The organism is Varibaculum vaginae, assembly GCF_900604285.1.
Classification (GTDB): domain Bacteria; phylum Actinomycetota; class Actinomycetes; order Actinomycetales; family Actinomycetaceae; genus Varibaculum; species Varibaculum vaginae.
On record NZ_UWNY01000002.1, the window covers coordinates 422,235 to 443,218 of the forward strand.

Genomic DNA, 20,984 nt, shown 5'->3' on the forward strand with positions numbered 1-20,984 from the left:
GGCCGCTCCCTTCGGAGCGGCTGATTTATTTTCCCGATGCTAGGTGCTAAACCCCGCGTAATTTTTCTTGCAATTCGGCAGGTAGCGTCTTTAGTACTGCTTGCGGCATTGCTGCAGAAAACGGGTTTTGTTCCTCATAGCTGCACAGTGCACAAAGCTCGCCCTCACTCGCCAGATGCGGGTTTTTACAGCGAAGACATTCGTGTGTTTCTTCCGAACTCTGCCGGCTTTTTAGGGTAGTAAAAATTTCTAAGGAGGCCTGGCTAGCTATTTCTGCCTCGCTGTGCTCAGGGCAGTAGCGCACCGCCAGGCGACAAGCAGGACACAAATGCTGCCAGTTATTGCCTGCAGCATTGAGATCTATACCTTGATTGTTCGGACACTGGTGCACCTGAAAGTTACAATCCGGGCAACGGAGAAAATGAATAATATCTATCCGTTCCCACTTCGGTAAGAATTCATCTCCCAGGCTATCGCTTTCAGATTTAGTATTGTCCTCTGTTATAGAGCTAGATTTTTCCGCCTGGATAGTCGGGGAGGATTTAGCACAGATATCAACGCGATTCTCGATCCGTTGTTGTGTGGCCAAAAGGTGGTAGGCCTGGAAAGTGCGTCCTGCGTGAGAACCGGACAAATCTAGGGGAGCATGTGAAGAAATAGGTAGTAGTAAACGTCGGGGGAGAGGGACTGCCTCCAAGGAGACCTCGCGCGGGTGACGCGCCGCTTTTTTAGGGGGAAGGTAGTTATCCAATAGCTTCCCAAGGCGTGTTCTCGCCACTACAAGTTTTTCTTCTAAGGCCTGCTCACATTGGGTACAGCCAATAATTTGCAAGGTTTCAATATCGCTAGCTAATAGTTGAGCGGCCAGGTCGGCGTGAAAAGTTTGCCCTAGGCATCCCTGCCAATAAAGACAGGCGTCCTTTTTCCCCACCGCTACTGCCGGGAGAGCTTCACAGCTAATAACTAGGGTTTTAATGGGGTCTTGGGCGCTGATCCAGCGCAATAAAGCGGGAAAGCTACGAGGAATCAAAGTTCTAGGTTCTGTTGTTAGCGGGGCGGCGGGTAAGTTCTAGGGGGATAGCACCAGAGGCATCCTCTTGACTGGATTGGCGCTGGCGGGGAGCGATAACCAGTTGATAGCCGGCATCTAAGAGTGCCTGCTGCCATTGAGAGAGAGTCTGCCCGGATAGAATACATATCCCGCGCAGCCAAGGGGTTTTCGCCAGTTTTGCACCCTCGGCGAAGAAAGCAGACCCCCAGCTTAAAAGATGTTCGCCGCTAAACTGGCGTGCAACGCCCAGGGTTTGTTCTGCCTGCGCTTTATTTCCGGCCGCAAAATCATCGGCGGCTTTCAGTAAACATTTACTTAAAAAGTCCATTTCCAAGCCGATATGGTCATCAGGTTCGCTTCCCAGGCAGGGAGCCTGCAAGCCCATCGCCCCATAGTAGCGGCGAACTTCGATGGTCTCTTGATCGAAAACTAGGCCGTCATCGCCGCGTTGTACAGATTCAAAGGGGGAAAGCTGAGCACTACCGGTAATTCCATAAAGACGGTTTTGATCCGCCCATAGCGCGTAAATTTCCTCTTCAGAAGGATCATTGGGAAACGAAGAACGCAGTTCCTTTAGTGCTGCCTCACCCTGGGGAGTCAACGGCAGCGGCCATTGGGAAGACAACGAAAGGAAATCTTTGACTACCGGACTGCTTGGAGGGTCTAGATGCAGAGCTCCCAGAACACAAAAAGCAGCAGCAAAAGAATCTAGTAGTTTGAGCTCCATAGGTTAATTTTTACCCCAAAAGTGTGTTGATCCCGGCACGCACCAGCCCCTCGTAGTGCAGACCGCGTCCGATTAGTTCAGTAACCACCGCTAAGCAGAAAGTTACCCACAGGGTAATGACTAAGAAACGATGCGGATAGGCGGCATGCGAAATGTAGTTTCGCAACACCAATGCGATCAATAAAATAGTGATTACCAGCAAAACCAGCCTGATTATCAGGTACCCGTGTGCCATCATATTTTGGGCAACCTGGTGCTCAACCGGGCTTCCCAGACCAAGTCTAGTCATAAAGAAAGCGTAGGAAACTAGAATAATTAGCCCGGCAGCAGCTGCAATTCCGGTAGTAATTCGCATTGACCGTTTGGTTAGATCTATTAAGCCCTCCGGTAGTTTCCCGGCGGGAAATAACCCTCGGCGCACAGTTGCAATTAGTTTTTGTCCGACATTCTGGGGATTGTTTTGATTCTCACTGGCTCCGCGCAGTTTCATTCTCCAAGTAGTTAACAGTGCTAAGGCAACAGCCAAGGAACCGGTAAAGAATGCAGAAGCGAAGAAGGAAACCCATACGAACCAGGTGTGCCAGGCTGGTACCGTCATAGCGAAGAAATAAACTCCGCACATGGAAATTACCAGTGACAGACCAGCTAGCGCGGTCAGGGCTGCGAATATATCGCGAACCGTACGGCTAAAACGATTAAACCATTGGGTTAGCGCAAAAATCAGACCGAATAGCGCGTACAGCACTCCGGATATTAGTTCGCGGGAAAGCCAAGATGATCCCAAATGTAACAGGGTGAAGGGGGCGTGGAAAGGATCATTGAGGTGGAAAAACGCTGCAAAAAACCCGAGAAGCAGCAGAGGACCTGCCGCGTACATTCCCGCATTGGTCAGGCTGTCAATAGCGGATTTATCTATCCCCGCACGCCGTCCAATCAGTTGGATGATTCCTAAGATCCAAAATGCCCCTACTGACATTTGCGCGACAGTAGTAAAGATAATCATGGGCAGTTCGCCGATATGCATGATGCTCCTTAACCTAGCTGGTGATTACGGTATTCGCTGTTTATATCTCTTTGGGACTTTGGATGATACCGGAGCCCTTATCCCATTCTTGGGCATCACGGTGAGGTCTGATTACCAGATGTGGATGAGTGATCGAAGGATCGGGGAGAGGAGCGATTCCGGCTTCCTGACCGAACTCTTCCCGTAGAGCTTGTATTGGCCCCCAACCGAGGGCGCGTGTGGGGCAAGCATCTACGCATGCCGGGTTTTGTCCTTGGGTTCGATAGTCGTAGCACAAATCGCATTTCGACATATGTCCGCTGCGGGCATCCAATTGAGGAGCACCGTAGGGGCAAGCCCACTGGCAATAGCGGCAACCCACGCATTTAGATTGATCAACATAGACAGTTCCATCTTCGCGCTGGGTCATGGCGGTAGTGGGACACACTTGAACACAGATGGGATCTTCACAGTGGTTGCAGGCAATAGAAGTGTAGTAACTGAAAACATTATGGTGGAAAGTTCCATCTGTTTCATTTACTCTCCAGGAACCACCGGTATATTCGATAACCCGCCGCCAGGACATTCCCACCGGTAAATCATGCTTATCTTTACAAGCGATTTGGCAGGCCTTGCAACCATTGCACAGGTTTTGGTTAAATACGAACCCGTATTTAGCTCCCTTTTGGGTTAAAGGCTCGGTTAAAGTGTTATTCCTGCCGGGAGTAGGAATCGCATCGTCGGCCATTGCGTCCTCCTTGCAAAGACTGTTGAAATAAGCCGGGCAGCCCCACTTGCCACCCTTTAAAAACATATAAATCTGAATATTCTTACAGTTAAAAAGCAGGATTTTTCTTGATTTTTTAAGGTAGTTATTATTGCTTTATTTCCTAGAAAATCAACTAGAATTTTCCCACTTTTTATTATTAATTTCGGTAGCTTTAATTTTCATTTACCGTATTTAAGGAGCCGGCATTTTTTAGCACCTCCCCCGATTCCGTAGCTGATTGTGCCCAGGCCTCGATTTCTTCCTGGATAGTTTCCCGAATCATTTGCTTAGGGCTGTATCTAGCGAGATTAAGGCTGCGAAGCATCTTTAGATTTTCTAAATCTTCGGGGGTAAGACCCGCGAATTCCCCGGAGGTCTCTTGTCGCAATTTGGCCGACCAGCCGCGAAAACTAATGAGGACTTTACGAAGAGCCGTCAGCCCTTGAGCCACGTTTCTCGGGCCTAGTACTAGGGCGGCAATCACCGCCAGCACTAAGAACTCGCTACCACTAATCCCAAACATTGTTGCTAACCTCGGATATCCAACTAGACCCTACTTGGATTAGGCCTTAACTACCTGTGCCAAAATCGTATGAACCCCCATACCCTTGGCAATAGGAGTCGGGTGTAGCGAGCTCAAAGTATTAACCGATCCGGCTACGTCCACCGGTTTCTTTGGATTTGCTCCCGCGGGGGGAGTAACCTCCGAAGCGGGTTTGGGGTCATACCAAGCGCCTTGCGGTACCGAGATGGTTCCCGGAACAATCCTGGTAGTTACCTTCGCAGGTAGCCGCAAAGTACCCCGCTCGTTATAGACAAACACCAAATCATCGTTTTTAATCCCGCGTTCCTCCGCATCTTTGGGGTTAATCCATACAGTTTGAATATGTGCTTCCTTCAACCAATCCACATTCCCGTAGCTGGAGTGAGTCCGTGCCTTGAAATGATGTCCAATCACCTGCAGTGGATACTTCTTGTTCTTGGCGGCATCCTCGGCTCCTTCCCAAGTAGCTAAGTGGGCAGGAATTGGGCAAATCTCATCACCATCTAGGCGGGGACGGAAATCTCCGAAGGTCCACTTCTTCGCCATATTTTCTAAGCGTTGGGAATAAATTTCAATCTTGCCGCTGGGGGTCTTTAGCGGATTAGCCTGCGGGTCTTTACGGAAATCCTCCAAAGGAATATCTGATCCCAGGTTGCGGCGGACAATCCCCACTTTCTTCCATTCTTCGTATGTGGGTAAAGTCGGGTCTTCCTTGCGGCCGGTCTCCACGATTTCTTTCAGCCATTCTTCCCGGGTCTTACCCCCGGTGAACTTGTCTTTTACCCCGAGGCGATCGGCTAGCTCGGTACAAATATCGAAAATAGATTTGCATTCGTACAGTGGTTTGATGGCTTGTTCGGAGACAATGCCATAGGCCATGGGAGTGGCATTTTCCCCGCTGTGGTAGTCGGATTCTTCTGAAGTGGAAGTGCCAGGTAACAGATAATCTGAGTAGCGCGCACTAACGGTATGCATAATATCGCAGGTAACAATGAGCTCGCACTTGCTGTCATCTTGTAGGATTTCTACCGACTTATTGTTGTCTCCGGTCTGGTTGACTACGGAGTTCGAACCATAGGCAAAAACCGCTTTAATCGGAACTTCTAGCTTGGTGTTGGTCGGATTTCCATCGTCATCTACCGGAACTTTTAGGGCGCGCACTCCGGGTTTGGGTTTGACTCCCACGCCGGCGTTGAAAGTATCCATCTTGGGGCCGTGGTCAATCGCATCTAGCCAGCTGAAAACAGAAATAATTTTTTCGGAAGGATTTGCTATTTCCGTGTTAAAAGTTCGAGTAATCGGAAGAGCCTGCCCGCCTTCACGTCCTCCGGTACCACCACCCTTAAGTCCGATATTTCCGGTTACGCAAGCCAACAAGAAAACCGCCCGGGCAATGCTTTCTCCATTAGCATGCCGCTGTGGTCCCCACCCTTGGGTGATGGTGCAGGGTTTGGCCAAGGCAATTTCCCGGGCGAGGCGACGGATCTCGTCGGCGGGAACGCCGGTGACTCTGGCTGCCCACTCGGGGTTCTTAACGGTTTTATCTTCGCCTTTACCTTGTAAATAAGCAAGATAGGAGGCGTTTGCGGGGGCACCCGCGGGCATATGCTCTTCGTCGAAGCCGATACAATATTTGTCAAGGAAATCCTGGTCGTGCAAGTTTTCTGCTACCATCACGTAAATCATTCCCGCGATGAGAGCCGCATCAGTGCCGGGACGAAGTGCCACCCACTCGTCACCGAGTGCTACCGAAGTTTCAGAGTAGCGGGGATCAATAACGATGGTTTTCACTCCGGATTTACGTTTGGTAGCTTGCGTGACAAAAGTTTGCCCGCCACCAGACATTCGTGTTTCCAAGGGGTTGTTCCCGAACATCACCTGTAGTTTAGAGTTCGCTGCATCGTCAAAGGAGTTCCCAGCGACCCAGTCACCGTAGAAGTAAGGGTAAGCCTGAGTGATGTTGGTGGTGGAATAGTCAGAATAGTGATCCAAATAGCCACCATAGAGAGAAAGCATCCGTGCCATGGGGCTGGCTTCAGGCGGCCAGGAACAAGCCATAGACGAGCCGAGTACCCCGGTACCATATTGGATATAGAAACATTCGTTTCCATACTTGGCTTTTAGCGTCTTCATTTTTGCGGCAATTTCATCTAGGGCTTGATCCCAGGAAATCTCCACCCATTGGCCATCCCCGCGTTTGGTTCCGGGTTTGCGCTTCATAGGCTTTTTTAAGCGATCAGGATTGTATATCCGGTGGCGGATAGAGCGACCCCGTGGGCAGGCTCGCACCTGTTGGTTGCCTAGCTCGTCGTTACCGGTGTTATCAGGTAATACTCTAACCACTCGGCCATCTTTTACCTGAAGGCGTACCGGGCAACGTGATCCGCAGTTAACGGTACAAGCTGACCAGACAGTTTTATCCACATCTGTGCGTCCGGTGCCGTTGGGTACCAGCTTCCCATTCTTGTCGGGGGAGTAGGGCGAGGGGGTAGAACAGGCGACTAAGCCGGCTGTGCTACCAGCTATCGCGGACCATTTTAGGAATGTGCGTCGAGAAGGACGGGTGTTCGCCGGTTGCACCGCTCGCATAATTTACTCCTTGCCGAATAGAACTCATCCGCCCACAGCGGCGAATCTTCACTAATTGTAGGAGGAAAACCTGAAGAGAATGCGAAGATTTTATTGCTTGATTATTTTTCCGAAAAAAAGGAGTAAATGGTGTAGTTATTCCGTTTATTCCATTTTGAACTGTGTGTGGAGCGATAGCAAACAGCGGAATATTTAGGTATTTATGCAAGGGGAGACTTAGCTTTTTCTTGAGCAATCCCAATCCGGTTTGAGGAAAACAAATTTTCAACATTGAAAGATCTGGATTTCCCTTCAGGGGAACTCGGCAGAGGAAGCAGGTTGCGATTTTCAGGAAAGACTTGAGCCTGCAGGAGAATCTGAAAATAGTAGTAAAGTCCACGTCGCAAGCGAAACAAGGTAAATGTGAGCAAAATAGAAATCTGTGGTGCGCGGGAAGGGACTTGAACCCTCACGGCCGTTAAGTTGGCCACTAGCACCTCAAGCTAGCGCGTCTACCGATTCCGCCACCCGCGCTCGAGGACACCAGTGAGATTAGCACATCTTCGAGCCTGCAGAAAAGCGGGGCGAAAAAGCGAGGTGATGCACCTGCCAAAATTTAGTTCGCGCCAAAGCTGCCTACAATAGAACCGGGGTGCACATCCTCCAGAAAAAGAAACTTACAGCAGCTGAAGGGGAGATAAATAAATCGATGGGGAATCATTATTTTCAGACCGTGATTTTCGACATGGATGGCACCCTGACCGATTCTGTTCCCCTCATTACACAGGGAGTGCGGGAAGTTATCTCCCATTATCATTTGGATCCGCAAACTCCGCAGCAGCTTAAAAGGTTTGTAGGGCCACCGCTGCGAATCGGATTCAAAAAATATCTGGATTTACCGGAAACAGACTTGGATGATGCGGTAGCAGTTTATCGACGCTTTTACCGGCCGCGCATGACCCAGGTGCCGCTGTTTGCGGGCATTGAAGAATTACTGCAAGAACTGCATGCTAGGGGGATAAAAGTTGCGGTTGCCTCCTCGAAACTGGAGGAACTGGTGCGCGAAATTGCGCAAGGAACGGGGATAAATACCTACTTGGATTACATTGCCGGAACTCAAGAGAAAATCGGAACCAGCGCCGAGAATCCTCGTGATATTGCTAACCCGCGTACTCGCCGCGGGAAAGAGGGGGTGGTTCGTCACGCCTTGGATCAGTTGGGAAAGAAATGCTCGCTAGGACGAGCAGTCATGGTGGGTGACCGGGAAGATGACTATTGGGCGGCTAAAAATATCGGTATCGAAGTCATTGGGGTTTCTTGGGGCGCGGGTAGCCGAGACGAATTCCCGGGGGCACCCTGGGTTTCTTCGATAACAGAGTTAGCAGAGCTTTTGTTGGCAAACAAATAAAAGAAAGGGAAAATTTTGATTCACGAGGATGCAGGGGAGCAGTCGCTGGGCAAGGGGGAGCTTAATGTGCAGATTCCAGACCCGCACCGTCCGGAAGATTTAGTGCGCCAATTCCACCAGGTGTATGGCCTGCCGATTCAACATGATCAAGCGCAGGTGAACCGCGAACGAGTTCATATGCGGATGCGTCTAATTTACGAAGAAGTTAGTGAACTTACCGGTGCGGTTTACGGTTCAGAGGCGCGTCGCCTCCTCGAAGAGGCCATTTCGTCTTTGCCTGATGATGGCACTCGCGACACGATCGAAACCGCAGATGCGCTCGCAGATCTGGTCTATGTAATCTATGGAATGGCTCTGGAGTGCGGGATTTCACTGCCGGCAGTATTACGGGAAGTACAGGCCTCAAATCTGTCGAAGCTGGATTCTGAGGGCAAACCGATTTACCGCGCGGATGGGAAAGTTCTCAAAGGAGAAAATTTCTTTCCGCCTAACATTAAAAAAGCATTGAAAACCCGTGTGCCTGAGTAGGATGGTTACGCAAGCGTTATTGTTTTTGATAGCGTAAGATAGAGTAAAACCGAAGAAACGATCTTTAGGTTGGTAATCTTTCTGTTAGTTACCCTTCGGGTAGCCGGCGGCAGGTTCCGGTCTGATTTAGCTCGCATCTGTTTTGGTGTTACCAACAACAGATAAAAGGGGAGGTAGCGTGGCTAAAGTAGTAGTCATTGGCGGCGGTTATGGGGGCATAACCGTGGCGGGTGGCCTGGATGACGTCGCAGACGTTACGCTGGTCGAGCAAAAAGACCAGTTCGTGCATCATGCTGCGGCGCTGAGGGCGGCGGTCGATTCCGTGTGGGGTCATACCGTGTTTATGCCTTACAGCAGGTTGCTGGAACGTGGCCAGGTTGTTCATGGGACTTGTATGCGTGTAGATGGCCGTACGGTCTATGTTGCTGGACATGACCCTATCGAGGCAGATTTCTTAGTGTTGGCAACGGGAACCACCTACCCCTTCCCGGCGAAGCACATGGTTTCTCAGGCTTCGGTTGCTAAAGCTCGCTTAGATCAAACTCGCGATAATCTGGCGCGGGCGAAACGAGTAATGCTGGTTGGCGCCGGTACTGTTGGCGTAGAATTTGCGGGTGAACTTACCTCCACTTACCCCGATCTTAAAATCATCATGGTCGACAAAGAGCCATATATTCTGGGCACTCATGGATACCTGGATTCTTTGCGTGAAAACATAACTAAACAGCTCGAAGAACGCGGTATTGAACTGGTACTGGGCGCCCCCCTAGCCTATATGCCTCCTACCGATGTCGGGATGCTCTCTACCTTCCGGGTAGAAACCCTGGCAGGCGCACCTATCGAAGCTGATATGTGGTTCCTGTGCTATGGAGCCCAGACTTCTTCCGGATATCTACACGGGTCATATTCCCAGGTAATGCATGCAAATGGCACAGTCATGGTAGATGAACATCTGCGGGTGAAAGACATGGAGAATGTCTACGCAGTTGGTGATATTACCGATGTGCCGGAATCCAAGCGAGCAGATGCTGCCCGCGCCCACGCCCGGGTGGTGATTGCGAATATCCGCGATCAACTATCCGGACGGGTTCCTTCGACAACCTATGCTCCGGGCAAGGAGTGGGTCATTTTGCCGTTAGGCCCTGATGGTGGTGCCTCGCAGCTAGTTGACCCCGACGGTACGACGCGGATCGTCGGACCGGAAGAAACCGCCGAAATCAAGGGCACTGACCTGATGGTGACCATGATTCGCGGTCAGCTTCACCTGCCCTAAGTATCCAGGTTGTTCTAAGTTCAAGGGGGTAGTGTATCGTGGCTGATCGTTTGCAAGCGACCTTCGATAAGTTTTTGGTGGCATTACAAGCTCACTTGGAGGCTGCGCGTTCCGCTGAAGATCCTGCATCTGATCCCCAGGTAGCTCTGGCGGGTGAAAAGCTGGAGTCGGCTTTCTCTGCCTATGATGAAGCTTTATATTCCCAGTTAGGATGCGATCTTCCCCTTGATATTTTCGATGACGATGATATCGATTCCGATACTCTTTTCGACCATGTTGACCAGGTTTTAGAAACAGGGGAATCTGCCGACTACGAGGATTTCGACGAAGATGACGAGTATGACTTCGACGATGATGACGAAGACCACGACGAGGAACTAGACGGCGCTGAAGAAGTTCTTTATGACGAGGAATACGACTTTGACGAGGACGACGAGGACGAGGAAGAGTAAGAAGACGGCTAAGGTTTCCCTAGGCGCTGACCTCGTCTAACGCTACTCGAATCTGATGGGGTACATGAGCATCCGCGGCTTTTAATACCGCGGCGAATTGCCCGGCAGTGCGTGCCCCAGTTAGGGCACTGGTAACTCCGGGGGCATCCTTAACCCAGGCTAGTGCCAGTTTTAGGGGCTCCCACTCTAGACCTTCTGCCCCGGCTAGTACCGCCTCGATAATTGGCTGATATTCGGAAGAAAGATAAGGGGAAACGAAACCCTGTAAATGTTGAGATGCTGCCCGGGAATCGGGGGGAATGTTGGTTTGATATTTGCCGGTCAAAACCCCACGCCCCAGGGGAGACCAAGCGATAAAGCTAGAGTCAAAATGTTCGCATGCTGATAGAACCTCTGCTTCAACTTGGCGGTTTAGTAGTGAGTATTCACCTTGTACTGCCGCTACTTCGTAGTGATCTTGCCCCAGCATTACCGCTAGTTCTGCCATTGCCCATGCTGGATAGTTCGATACCCCCACGTAGCGGGCTCGCCCCGAGCGCAGCGCCATCTCTAGGGCAGTTAAAGTTTCTTCTACCCGTACAAACGGGTCGTAATGGTGTACATACCAAAGATCAATATAGGCGGTTCCTAGCCGTTCTAAAGTTTCATCCAGACCCCGTAAGAGATTCGATCGGGAAGCGTCGACTGAGGGAGGATCTCCCGCGCGCACCCCCGCTTTAGAACAAATTACCAGTTCGTCACGGGAAAAATCCCCATCTATCAGGGTGCCGATTAACTTTTCAGCTTCTCCTTCTCCGTAGGTGGAAGCAGTATCAAGCAGATTTCCCCCAGCATCTAGGAACATCCTTAGTTGTTCACTGGCCTGTTCCAGGTCAGTATCTCGCCCCCAGGTGAGAGTGCCTAACCCGAGGCAAGATACTAAAAGTCCGGTGCGCCCTAATCTTCTTTGTTCCATATTTCCAGGTTAAGGGGCAAGGAGGGCAGAAGTTTTCAGGCACGGCGTAAGAAAAGAAAATAGACGCGAAGTAGCCGGGGATGCAGTCTTGATTGAAGTTGTAGAACTAGAGCAATGCAAGCTGTAGCGAAGGTACTCCACTCTTCAAAAGAACCGGGCGCGAACTTTAAGAGGTGAGGGAAAACACCTAGGCGGGAGACGAGTATCTGCCGGTAAAACGATAAGCTTGGTGGTCGTGAATACTTTTGAAGCCATTATTATGGGTCTAGTGCAGGGACTGACCGAGTTCCTACCGATTTCTTCCTCTGCTCACTTACGAATTTTAGGTTCGATTTTTGGTGAGGATCCCGGCGCAGCTTTCACCGCCATTACCCAGATTGGAACGGAAACTGCCGTCCTTATCTACTTTCGGAAAGATATTAGCCGCATCCTGGGTAAATGGTTTCAGGCTTTTGTCCCCGCACGTACTGGGGTTAACCAATCTGATTCTGATGTACGGATGGGATGGATGATTATCGTCGGTTCTCTGCCAATCGGGATTTTAGGATTACTGGGTCAAGATTGGATTGAAAAAGAGTTCCGTAACATGTGGATTACGGTGGCCATGCTGGTTATTTTCGCCCTGTTTTTAGGGGCAGCTGACCGCTGGGGAAAGAAAGAAAAAACCTTGGATCATCTCTCTTGGGGGCAAGCCATTCTTTTTGGGTTTGCACAGGCTCTAGCGCTAGTGCCAGGGGTTTCTCGTTCCGGAGGAACCATTACTGCCGGCAGGTTAATGGGCTTCACCCGGGTAGCTGCTGCTCGCTACTCTTTCCTGTTAGCGATGCCGGCAGTATTTGCTTCCGGTTTTTACGAAGCTGCTAAATCGGTAGGAAATAATCCCGTGGGTTGGGGAGCAACGATTTTAGCAACAGTGGTGGCTTTTGTCGTGGGATATGCGGTAATCGTGTGGTTCATGCGCTTGCTGGAAACTAAAACTTTCGCACCGTTCGTGATTTACCGGCTGTTACTAGGGATTGTGGTAGGAATTTCGCTGGCTGTGGGTGCCCTCTCAGCATTCGCTTAAACTAAAGGAGGATTATGGGGGCAGTTCTTTTTGATATGGATGGAACCCTAATTGATTCCGAACCGCTTTGGCAACGAGCGGAAGAGCAAATAGCAGCCGATTTTGGGCAAGATTGGAGTTACGAGGACGGGCAGGCTTTAACCGGAAACTCCCTTTATAATAGTGCCTGCATTATGATTGAGCGGAAAAACCTACCGTTAATACCCGCAGAAGTCATCGAGATGATGGTTTCTAAGATGCAAGACTTCTATAGACGCCAAGGTGTCCCCTGGATAGCCGGGGCGCGTGACTTATTAAGCGAACTGGCCGCAGAGAAGATCCCTACTGCCTTAGTTTCTGCCTCCTATGACAATTTGGTGAGCCAGGTGTGTGTCACTGCTCCGAAAGGTTCATTAGAGGTGATGGTGACTGGTTCGGAACCAAATATACGGCAAAAACCTTTCGGTGACCCCTATCGTCTTGCGGCACAGCGCTTAAGAGTACCGGTTGAAAATTGCTTGGTGGTAGAAGATTCCGCTCCCGGACTGACCGCTGGTAAAGACGCAGGAGCGCGATTAGCGTTAGTAGGGGAGAGGGACGTTCCTGGGATTCTGGCGGCACGTTTTAGTTCAGTAGCCCAGATACGCCTTAAGGATATAAAAGAACTTTTGGCTTAAAGCGCTGCCTCATCCGTTTAATCTGCCTGGGCAGTAAGTAGCCGTGCCACCCCCTCGCTGGAAATCTCCGGGGCGATTCCCTCCAACAACGGACAGTAGACCCGGTAATCGCACCAGTTGCAGAGAGGAGAACGGCGCGGGGGGAAGTAACCCGAGCGTGCCTGAGCGGCGATTTGTTCCCAGACGGCGAGGATTTCCTCGCTGGTAGCATCAATATCGGCGCGACTGGGGGTATAGGTGTATACCTGGCGGTCTTTCAGGAATAGTAGTTGCAGCCGGGCAGGTAGATCCCCCTGGGTTAGGTACCATAGCAGCGCATAAAAACGAATCTGGAACTGGTAGGGGCCGATATAGCGCTCGGCAGGAGCCTTACCGGTCTTGTAGTCTATAATCCGCACCAAGCCGGTGGGAGAAATATCTACCCGATCGATGTATCCATGAAGGTTTATACGGTCTTTGTTGGTGACTCGCAGATATTTTTCCCGGTGGGCGGGGTGGAGGCGATCAGGGTTTTCCATGTGAAAATAGTTTGCTATTAACTGGCGGGATGTTTCTAAGAACTGGTTTTCTTCACTTTTATTTTCCCCGAAAAGCTCAGCGAGTAAATCCGGTTTTTCACTGACCGTTTTCTCCCACGCTTCCTCCATTTTGCGGCTGGCAGAGGAGAAATTGCGTTCTGGGGCGGGTAGGTCAAAGAGATGCTCGAGCGCCGCGTGTACCAGGGTTCCTCGTTGGCGTACCGCAGACTCTTTAGTGGGTAGTTTATCGATTACTTGAAAACGAAATTGTAGGGGACAGTTACGAAAAGTACCGATCCTAGATGGGGAGAGGGCGGCGGTGGGTTTAGAAGAACTCATAACATTATTCTAGGGCGAGGGTGTCGTGCCTGAAATTAGTAATAACCGCTAGAATTAGGAAGATGATTCAGGAAGAAGCAGAAAATTTGCCGCAGCAGCCAGACGCGGATGGAAAAGAAATCCCGGGACGGCGTCGGGGGGTATTTAGGGTAGGTGACCGGGTACAGCTTCAAGGTGCCTCCGGGGACTTGCATACTGTCACTATCACTGAAAAAGGTTGGTTTAATACCGCGAAAGCATCTTTTCCTTTAGCCGAACTAATAGGGAGAACAGAAGGTACCCTAATTGCCACTCGGGAGGGGCGAGAATTCTTGGCTTTTAGGCCGCGCCGCGTGGACTATACCCTCTCGATGCCGCGGGGTGCCGCCATTATCTACCCGAAGGATGCGGCACAAATCCTGCAATCCGCTGATATTTTTACCGGTGCTCGAGTATTTGAATGTGGTGCCGGTTCCGGAGCGCTCACGATTTCTTTATTAGAAATGATTGGGGAATCTGGAAAACTGGTTTCTTTGGAAGAACGGGAAGACTTCGCCGATATCGCTCAGGCAAATGCGGATTTATGGTTTGGCGCTCCTCATCCCGCCTGGCAACTACGCCGGGGATCCCTCGGGAAAATAGATCTGGGAAGTATTTACGGTAACCACTATTTTGATCGTGCTGTCATCGACCTGTTAGATCCTTGGAGATATTTAGACGATCTCTATAAGCTGCTGGTACCTGGCGGGGTACTGTGCTGTTATATAACCACCGTTACTCAGATGTCTACACTGGTAGAAGCGCTTCGAAGTGATGGGCGCTATGGATTTACTGCCACCGAGGAAACTATTCAAAGACAGTGGCATACCCAGGGGTTGGCGCTGCGACCAGAACATCAGATGGTGGGACATACTGGCTTCTTGATTACTTGCCGGACTTTGGCGCCAGGAGCGGCGCGCCCCAAAAAACTCGGTAGCGCCCCCAAGGCGGCAAAAGTAAATGGTGGGCAATGGAATCCGGAAGACAATTGGGAAGAGGTACAGCTGGGACAACGTAACCCTTCCCAGAGAAAGACTCACCGGGTGCGCCGAGATGTAGTTAAGCGCGCGGAATATTGGGTACGTGGAAATAAAGCTGAAGCTAGCTTCGCCCCTCCCGAACCTGACAGTAGCCTGGGGGCGCCCTCGTAAGTCTTTACAGACCTGGACACTCGCGGCAGCTAGCGGGCAAAACTAATAGGCTGAAAGAAGTTTAAGGAAGGGAAAATCATGCCAGGGGCTAGCGGCGAGCAATTACAGGTGCTTAAGAGTGAAGTCACTTCTTTAAGGGGTAAAAATAAGCGTTTGTCGGTGGCGTTGGCGGCAGCTCGCGAACAGCTGGTGGCGATTCACCAGCAGCTAGCTGATTTAGTTAATCCCCCTGCCACCGTGGCAGTGATTGCCGAAAATCCGGATAAAGTCGGTCAAGTGCGCCTATATTTAAACGGGAAACCGATGGTGCTACGAGTACACCCGGACGTTAAACCCGAACATTTGCAGGTTGGGATAGAGGTTTTAGTCAACGAGGAAATGGTCGTTTCTAAAGTCCTCACCTATCCCCGTACGGGAACACTTGTCCAGGTGGGAGAGATAATCTCTCAGGGGCGTGCCCTGGTGCGACTGGGAAATACTGGAACAGAAATTGTTTCGCTGGCAGCCCCCCTGATTGGGAAAATAGAGGTGGGAGACTCGCTACTGCTGGAAGCACGCAGCGGGATTGCGGTACAAAAAGTTCAAAGAGGAGAGGTCGAGCAGCTGCTAGCTCCGCAAATCCCCAATGTTTCCTATAAAAAGATCGGAGGATTGGAAGAGCAGATTGAAACTATCCGGGATGCGGTAGAGCTGCCTTTTACGCACCCCGACCTTTATCGGCGTTTTGGGCTGAGGGCCCCGAAAGGAATATTGCTTTATGGCCCGCCCGGCTGCGGAAAAACTTTGATAGCCAAGGCAGTAGCAACATCTTTGGGAGCCAACTCGCAGGGGAAAGTCTCTTATTTCTTGTCGATAAAAGGTCCGGAACTGCTTTCTAAGTTCGTAGGAGAAACTGAGCGGCAAATCCGGGCGATTTTTTCTCGGGCGCGTCAACTAGCTAGCAGTGAACATCCGGTAGTTATTTTCTTTGACGAAATGGAAGCCCTGTTCCGTACCCGAGGATCAGGGATCTCTTCCGATGTGGAAACCATGATTGTTCCCCAACTGCTTTCCGAGATTGATGGGGTAGAGGAACTTTCTAATGTGATGGTGATTGGGGCTTCAAATCGTGAAGACATGATTGATCCCGCGGTGTTGCGTCCAGGGCGCTTGGATGTGCGGGTACGTATTGAGCGACCTACCTTGGAACAAGCCGGGCAAATTTTTGAGATTCATTTGGGGCATGAGGTGCCAATAGGAAACGAGGAAGAAAAATCCCCCGGAGTTGGACGTAAACAGTTGCGAGAAAAACTGCTGGCATTACTGGCGGAAGAATCGGTGCGCACCCAGATTTATGAAGTTGCTTACGAAAACGGTAAACAGGAAATCGTGTATGCACATTCGCTACTCTCCGGAGCGATGATTGCCTCCATTGTAGAACGGGCAAAGAAAGCGGCGATTAAAGATTCGCTGAAAAACCAAGGCAAAGTCGATGGTTTAACGTTTAGTCATGTTGAGCGTGCTGCAGAAGAAGAGATTCGAGAGACCGCTGCTCTGGGGGCTTCAACTGACCCTGGTGAGTGGGCGCGAACCCTGGGAGTGAGAAGAGGTATGCGGATAGTGGACGTGCGGAGCCTGCAATAGGAGGAACAATGACTGAAAGCGCGCTTAATCGTCCGTTGGGCACCGAAACCGAGTTTGGGATTATCCAGCCGGGAAATGTCTATGCTAATCCGGTTGCCCTCTCTACCCAGGTAGTGGCTGCCTATCGGGATAACTACCGCCCTTGGGAAGCAGTTACCTGGGATTATGAGGGCGAAAATCCGCTGCAGGATATGCGCGGATTTTCCCTTAGTCCCCGCGAAGCAGATCCCTCACAGCTAACCAGTAACCCGGAGCAGCTAGCACCGTCTGGACCGGGAATAAAAGAGATTGCCCGCCCTAGTGCCCAAGAAGCTGCACTGCCCAAACCCAGTGCTTGTGTACTGAATAACGGTGCGCGCCTGTATGTAGATCATGCTCACCCGGAATACTCTTCTCCCGAAACTCTAGAACCTAAGCAAGGGGCACTCTACGATGCTGCCGGCGACCTGATAGCTCGCCGGGCAATGCAGCTGGCGGCTAAAGATGGAAACCATATTAAACTGTTTAAGAACAATGTCGACGGTAAAGGCGCTGCCTACGGTAGTCACGAAAACTATCTTTTGCGTCGTGACCTAGATTTTTTTGAACTAGCCCAAAATCTAATTCCCTTCCTGGTTACCCGCCCGCTTATCTGCGGAGCCGGACGGGTAGGCATTGGACAACGTTCCCAGCAGGCTGGTTTCCAGATTTCCCAACGGGCCGATTATGTAGAAAACGATATTGGACTGGAAACTACCTTTAACCGGCCGATAGTCAATACCCGCGATGAACCACATGCCAATGCTGGCAAATGGCGGCGTCTGCATATTATTGGGGGAGATGCTAACCGTTTCCAATACTCCACCTACCTGCGGTTAGGTAGTACTGCTGCCCTACTGTGGTTGCTGGAAAACGGGGATTCCTCAGAGCTGAAAGCCCTCGAAGATTTGCGGATTACCTCTGATCCAGTGGCAGAAACCTGGGCAGTATCGCATGATCCTTCGCTAACCCATCGCCTGGGAACCGCCTCGGGGGAGCTCACCGCCTTAGAGATTCAAACTGAAATCCTGGCCGCTATCGCTCGGGCAATGCAAGCACGGGGAGGGGCGGATGAAGCCAGCGCGGAGTTACTATCAGATTGGAAACGAGTTCTTGATTCATTAGCCACAGATCGCGCTGAGGCGGCGCGAAAGGTGGAGTGGGTAGGGAAATTCCAACTTTTTGAGCGGATGCGTCAGCGTCTTGGATGCGATTGGGCGCATCCGAAACTGCAAGCCCTGGATTTACAGTGGGCAGCGTTAGAGCCGGGGATTTTTGAAAGTCTGTGTGCAGCTGGAATGGTAGAGCAACTGTTTACAGAGGCAGAAGTATCGCAAGCGGTTTCTCTGCCTCCTGTCGGGGGCAGATCTTGGTTGCGAGGCAGGGCGGTAGCGAAACTGCCGCAGGTAAAGAAAGCTTCTTGGGAATCGCTGCTCCTAGATCTGGGGGGTGAAAAACTTTTACGCTTCAACCTGGGGGATCCGGCTCGACTCGCCAGCGATGCAGAAATACGCGCCCTCGAAAATGGGGATGCCGCTGCTTTTGCCCGTGCCCTGGCTGAAAGTGGTAATAAGGAAAAAGCAGCAAAAAAATTCTAGGCTTGACTCTAAGAGGAGGAAACACAAGTGGTACAGGAACAAATAAATGCTCCCGGTGGGAAAAATGATGGCCTTGACGAGGCCGTAGAAGCCGCACAGGGTCAAATCAAAGCGCCTGCGATTGACGCCCTCTTAGAACAGATCGATACCGTGCTAGAAACCGATGCCCAGGCCTTTGTGGAAGGCTTCGTGCAAAAGGGTGGGGAATAACCGTTGCGGAGAATCTTCGGGATAGAAACCGAGTATGGCATAACTTGTGCCGCTCCTTTGGGGCATCCCCCTATTGACGCAGAACAGGCAGCGCGCCGTCTCTTTAATCCGGTAGTTAACCGGCATCGTTCCTCCAATGTGTTCTTGGGCAACGGAGGACGCCTCTACTTGGATGTGGGATCGCATCCGGAATACGCAACTGCGGAATGCGATTACTTAGCTGATTTACTGGCTCAAGATGTAGCGGGACAAGAAATTTTTTCCGACCTGCTAGTCACCACTAATCGGCAACTACAGGCTGACGGTATTAACGGACAGATTCACCTTTTTAAGAATAATCGCGACTCTCAGGGGAACTCTTGCGGATGTCACGAGAATTATCTGCTGCATCGCTCTGCTGATTTCATGGGAATGGCCGATGCTTTAATTACCTTCTTTATTACCCGCCAAATACTGGTGGGAGCTGGGTTAATTGATAAAGAAGGGGGATATCATTTTTCTCAGCGCGCCGATAAAATTTATGATCCGATTTCGGCGGCAACTACCCGGGTTCGCCCCATTATTAATACCCGTGACGAACCACTCGCTAACTCGGATCAGTATCGCCGGATGCATGTAATCGTAGGGGATTCTAATATTTGCGAAGCCACTACTGCCCTAAAAGTAGGGATGACGATTGCTTTATTAGATGCGATTGACTGTTCGCTGAACCTGACTGACCTGGCAATTGCTGATCCTATGAACGCGATTCGGAAAATTAATGCTGATTTATCGGGACGAGCATCATTAAAGCTAAAGGTAGGCGGTTATCTAGACGCGGTAGAAATTCAAAACCGTATTTTCCAGCGGGTGATGAACACCCTGGGTGATGCGGGCGAATTGGAAACTACTCGGGAAAGAGTAAAGGTAGGAGACTTTGATCCCTTAGAACTCTGGGAACGAATGCTGCGATGTTTCCAGAAAGAAGACTTTCAAGCCGTAAACACCGAGATAGATTGGGTGATTAAGAAGAATCTTCTAGAGCAAACCGCAAAGCGACACCAGCTTTCTATGAACTCTGCCGCTATTTCGCGCCTTGATTTGGCGTATCATGACATTTCTGCGGCTGGGCTAGCCCCTGCGCTGCGGCAGGCAGGAATGATGCGGAAATTGCTTACCTGTGAAGAAATAGCGACCGCAAAAACTTATCCTCCCCGTACAACCAGGGCAAATATGCGGGGCATGATTTTACGGGAAGCAGAGCGGCTACGACGAGATGTTTCAGTGGACTGGTTACATGTGCGAATTGATAAATCGATAATGCCGACAGTGATGTTAGGGGATCCGTTTGCTAATGAGGGGGAAATCTTAGATAAACTGCTGGTCGAATTACAGGAGCGAGCATGAAGCATCAAACCCCCTTCTCCGGATCTTCAGGTATGCCGGAAAATGAATCAGATAAGGGAGGATCTGGAGCAACTATTTTCGGGGATAGAGTCCCACAGCCTACCCCCCTTGCTCCCCCCAAACGTCCACAGCTATCCCCGGTAGCGCTGCGATCGCGGCGGTTTCCCTCCCGGAAAGCAGAGGTATCTGCAAAGAAAACCTCTGTACCTGTACATATTCTTCGATGGTGGTTGGCTTTGCTTGCAATTGCGGCAGTGGCAGCTTTGGTAGTTGCAGGTTTTTACCTTTGGCAGGCCAGTCGCACAGAAGAAATGAGTGGGGTTTCCACCCGAGTCAAAGTCTCTGGTCAACTGGGGGAACAACCGGTGGTTCAATTTCAAGGACAGATGCCGTTTACCTTACCAAACTCACACTTGGCGATAAAGGGGAAAGGGCCGCAGGTAAAGAAAAATGCTGACGTAAGAGTAATGGTCAGTGCTTATGAGGGGGCGACTGGAAAGTTAGTTTCTAATGGAGGTAAAGCTAATTTATTTGCGGGTAAAGCAAATACTACGACTTTACCTGCAGGTTTACTTTCAGAGGTGGTAGGGCAGCGTGAAGGATCCCGAGTGATTGCACACCGTCCGGCAACAGCCAATGATGGTACCACCGCGATGGAAATAGACATTATCGATATTTTGCCCACCGCGGTCTATGCTTCCAAGCTGCAGATTCCACAAGAGGCGAAGGTAACTTTTAGTTTTCCGGCGGGACTTCCCCATTTTGAATCAGCAACGGATAAACAACCTAAAGAAGCATTTACCTCGGTATTAGTACCTGGGAAAGGCCAGCAGCTAGATCCGAAACGAAAAATTCTGGCTCAATACGGAGTTTGGGAGTTAGACTCTGGAAAAACCCGCGCCTACACCTGGGGCAAGGCAGGTCCGCAAGAGATTTTAGGGGGAAGTACTTTCCAGTCTTTGGCGCAACAGCTAACAGATTTGCGTGCCAACTCCCGAATTTTGGCGATTATTCCCGCTGATCAAGCCACTGGAGATAGTGCTTTGGTAGTAGTAATGGATGTGTTGGCGGCTGGTGAATAAGTAACGGTTAGTCTAATCGTCTAAAGCACATTGGTATTCAA

20 protein-coding genes and 1 tRNA gene are annotated in these 20,984 nt (G+C 50.6%); 12 read left to right on the forward strand and 9 right to left on the reverse strand.

Annotated elements, in window-relative coordinates:
• Positions 1–46: 46 nt before the first annotated feature.
• From EFB02_RS07655 to EFB02_RS07690, 7 genes are all read right to left on the reverse strand, one after another.
• Positions 47–1,030, reverse strand: coding sequence for a hypothetical protein (locus EFB02_RS07655; RefSeq protein WP_122820985.1), 984 nt, complete (start codon positions 1,028–1,030; stop codon positions 47–49).
• Between the two features lie 4 nt (positions 1,031–1,034).
• The gene (locus tag EFB02_RS07660) at positions 1,035–1,778 is read right to left on the reverse strand and encodes a TorD/DmsD family molecular chaperone (RefSeq protein WP_122820986.1); all 744 of its coding nucleotides are present in this window, start codon (positions 1,776–1,778) and stop codon (positions 1,035–1,037) included.
• Positions 1,779–1,788: 10 nt separating this feature from the next.
• Positions 1,789–2,802, reverse strand: a complete 1,014-nt coding sequence (locus EFB02_RS07665) for a dimethyl sulfoxide reductase anchor subunit family protein (protein ID WP_122820987.1) — start codon at positions 2,800–2,802, stop codon at positions 1,789–1,791.
• A 40-nt stretch (positions 2,803–2,842) separates the two neighbouring features.
• Entirely contained in the window at positions 2,843–3,529 is a 687-nt protein-coding gene (locus EFB02_RS07670) for a DMSO/selenate family reductase complex B subunit (RefSeq protein ID WP_122820988.1), read from the reverse strand.
• Positions 3,530–3,722: 193 nt separating this feature from the next.
• Positions 3,723–4,073: a twin-arginine translocase TatA/TatE family subunit gene (locus EFB02_RS07675; protein ID WP_122820989.1), complete on the reverse strand. Its 351-nt coding sequence runs from the start codon at positions 4,071–4,073 to the stop codon at positions 3,723–3,725.
• 39 nt (positions 4,074–4,112) lie between these two features.
• Positions 4,113–6,683 (reverse strand): DMSO/selenate family reductase complex A subunit, encoded by a 2,571-nt coding sequence (locus EFB02_RS07680; RefSeq protein WP_122820990.1) that lies wholly within the window; start codon positions 6,681–6,683, stop codon positions 4,113–4,115.
• A gap of 422 nt (positions 6,684–7,105) precedes the next feature.
• A tRNA-Leu gene (locus EFB02_RS07690) sits at positions 7,106–7,196 on the reverse strand.
• Between the two features lie 175 nt (positions 7,197–7,371).
• On the opposite strand from EFB02_RS07690, the gene EFB02_RS07695 reads away from it, so the two are divergent.
• From EFB02_RS07695 to EFB02_RS08730, 4 genes are all read left to right on the forward strand, one after another.
• Positions 7,372–8,070, forward strand: coding sequence for an HAD family hydrolase (locus tag EFB02_RS07695; RefSeq protein WP_122820992.1), 699 nt, complete (start codon positions 7,372–7,374; stop codon positions 8,068–8,070).
• A 15-nt stretch (positions 8,071–8,085) separates the two neighbouring features.
• Positions 8,086–8,598, forward strand: a complete 513-nt coding sequence (locus tag EFB02_RS07700; protein WP_234992784.1) for a pyrophosphohydrolase domain-containing protein — start codon at positions 8,086–8,088, stop codon at positions 8,596–8,598.
• A gap of 178 nt (positions 8,599–8,776) precedes the next feature.
• Positions 8,777–9,871, forward strand: a complete 1,095-nt coding sequence (locus EFB02_RS07705) for an FAD-dependent oxidoreductase (RefSeq protein WP_122820994.1) — start codon at positions 8,777–8,779, stop codon at positions 9,869–9,871.
• Between the two features lie 38 nt (positions 9,872–9,909).
• Entirely contained in the window at positions 9,910–10,323 is a 414-nt protein-coding gene (locus EFB02_RS08730; RefSeq protein WP_160115398.1) for a DNA primase, read from the forward strand.
• 19 nt (positions 10,324–10,342) lie between these two features.
• Here EFB02_RS08730 and EFB02_RS07710 read toward each other — a convergent pair whose 3' ends face one another.
• Entirely contained in the window at positions 10,343–11,278 is a 936-nt protein-coding gene (locus tag EFB02_RS07710; protein ID WP_122820995.1) for an aldo/keto reductase, read from the reverse strand.
• Positions 11,279–11,513: 235 nt separating this feature from the next.
• Between EFB02_RS07710 and EFB02_RS07715 the strand changes: the two genes are divergently transcribed.
• Positions 11,514–12,344 (forward strand): undecaprenyl-diphosphate phosphatase, encoded by an 831-nt coding sequence (locus EFB02_RS07715; RefSeq protein ID WP_122821060.1) that lies wholly within the window; start codon positions 11,514–11,516, stop codon positions 12,342–12,344.
• 14 nt (positions 12,345–12,358) lie between these two features.
• A complete protein-coding gene (locus EFB02_RS07720) occupies positions 12,359–13,000 on the forward strand; it encodes an HAD family hydrolase (RefSeq protein WP_122820996.1) in 642 nt (213 codons plus the stop codon).
• A 17-nt stretch (positions 13,001–13,017) separates the two neighbouring features.
• Here EFB02_RS07720 and EFB02_RS07725 read toward each other — a convergent pair whose 3' ends face one another.
• On the reverse strand, positions 13,018–13,857 hold the full coding sequence (locus EFB02_RS07725; protein WP_122820997.1) for a RecB family exonuclease: 840 nt from the start codon (positions 13,855–13,857) through the stop codon (positions 13,018–13,020).
• A 62-nt stretch (positions 13,858–13,919) separates the two neighbouring features.
• On the opposite strand from EFB02_RS07725, the gene EFB02_RS07730 reads away from it, so the two are divergent.
• The 6 genes from EFB02_RS07730 to EFB02_RS07755 all read left to right on the forward strand — a co-directional run bounded on the left by EFB02_RS07730 (position 13,920) and on the right by EFB02_RS07755 (position 20,943).
• Entirely contained in the window at positions 13,920–15,026 is a 1,107-nt protein-coding gene (locus EFB02_RS07730) for a tRNA (adenine-N1)-methyltransferase (RefSeq protein ID WP_122820998.1), read from the forward strand.
• 78 nt (positions 15,027–15,104) lie between these two features.
• Positions 15,105–16,649: a proteasome ATPase gene (arc, locus tag EFB02_RS07735; RefSeq protein WP_122820999.1), complete on the forward strand. Its 1,545-nt coding sequence runs from the start codon at positions 15,105–15,107 to the stop codon at positions 16,647–16,649.
• Between the two features lie 8 nt (positions 16,650–16,657).
• Positions 16,658–18,265, forward strand: a complete 1,608-nt coding sequence (dop, locus tag EFB02_RS07740) for a depupylase/deamidase Dop (protein ID WP_122821000.1) — start codon at positions 16,658–16,660, stop codon at positions 18,263–18,265.
• 42 nt (positions 18,266–18,307) lie between these two features.
• Entirely contained in the window at positions 18,308–18,475 is a 168-nt protein-coding gene (locus EFB02_RS07745; RefSeq protein WP_234992795.1) for a ubiquitin-like protein Pup, read from the forward strand.
• 3 nt (positions 18,476–18,478) lie between these two features.
• Positions 18,479–19,861, forward strand: a complete 1,383-nt coding sequence (gene pafA / locus EFB02_RS07750; protein ID WP_122821002.1) for a Pup--protein ligase — start codon at positions 18,479–18,481, stop codon at positions 19,859–19,861.
• Positions 19,858–20,943 (forward strand): hypothetical protein, encoded by a 1,086-nt coding sequence (locus EFB02_RS07755; RefSeq protein WP_122821003.1) that lies wholly within the window; start codon positions 19,858–19,860, stop codon positions 20,941–20,943. Before pafA ends, EFB02_RS07755 begins: the two co-directional genes overlap by 4 nt.
• The last annotated feature ends 41 nt before the right edge of the window (positions 20,944–20,984 follow it).

What these genes read in the sequence shown, in the direction of transcription:
- EFB02_RS07660 (WP_122820986.1), bottom strand. Translation starts at nt 1,778, where the DNA reads ATGGAGCTCAAACTACTAGATTCTTTTGCTGCTGCTTTTTGTGTTCTG.
- EFB02_RS07665 (WP_122820987.1), bottom strand. Translation starts at nt 2,802, where the DNA reads ATGCATATCGGCGAACTGCCCATGATTATCTTTACTACTGTCGCGCAA.
- EFB02_RS07670 (WP_122820988.1), bottom strand. Translation starts at nt 3,529, where the DNA reads ATGGCCGACGATGCGATTCCTACTCCCGGCAGGAATAACACTTTAACC.
- EFB02_RS07675 (WP_122820989.1), bottom strand. Translation starts at nt 4,073, where the DNA reads ATGTTTGGGATTAGTGGTAGCGAGTTCTTAGTGCTGGCGGTGATTGCC.
- EFB02_RS07680 (WP_122820990.1), bottom strand. Translation starts at nt 6,683, where the DNA reads ATGCGAGCGGTGCAACCGGCGAACACCCGTCCTTCTCGACGCACATTC.
- EFB02_RS07695 (WP_122820992.1), top strand. Translation starts at nt 7,372, where the DNA reads ATGGGGAATCATTATTTTCAGACCGTGATTTTCGACATGGATGGCACC.
- EFB02_RS07710 (WP_122820995.1), bottom strand. Translation starts at nt 11,278, where the DNA reads ATGGAACAAAGAAGATTAGGGCGCACCGGACTTTTAGTATCTTGCCTC.
- EFB02_RS07720 (WP_122820996.1), top strand. Translation starts at nt 12,359, where the DNA reads ATGGGGGCAGTTCTTTTTGATATGGATGGAACCCTAATTGATTCCGAA.
- EFB02_RS07725 (WP_122820997.1), bottom strand. Translation starts at nt 13,857, where the DNA reads ATGAGTTCTTCTAAACCCACCGCCGCCCTCTCCCCATCTAGGATCGGT.
- EFB02_RS07730 (WP_122820998.1), top strand. Translation starts at nt 13,920, where the DNA reads ATGATTCAGGAAGAAGCAGAAAATTTGCCGCAGCAGCCAGACGCGGAT.
- arc (WP_122820999.1), top strand. Translation starts at nt 15,105, where the DNA reads ATGCCAGGGGCTAGCGGCGAGCAATTACAGGTGCTTAAGAGTGAAGTC.
- dop (WP_122821000.1), top strand. Translation starts at nt 16,658, where the DNA reads ATGACTGAAAGCGCGCTTAATCGTCCGTTGGGCACCGAAACCGAGTTT.
- EFB02_RS07755 (WP_122821003.1), top strand. Translation starts at nt 19,858, where the DNA reads ATGAAGCATCAAACCCCCTTCTCCGGATCTTCAGGTATGCCGGAAAAT.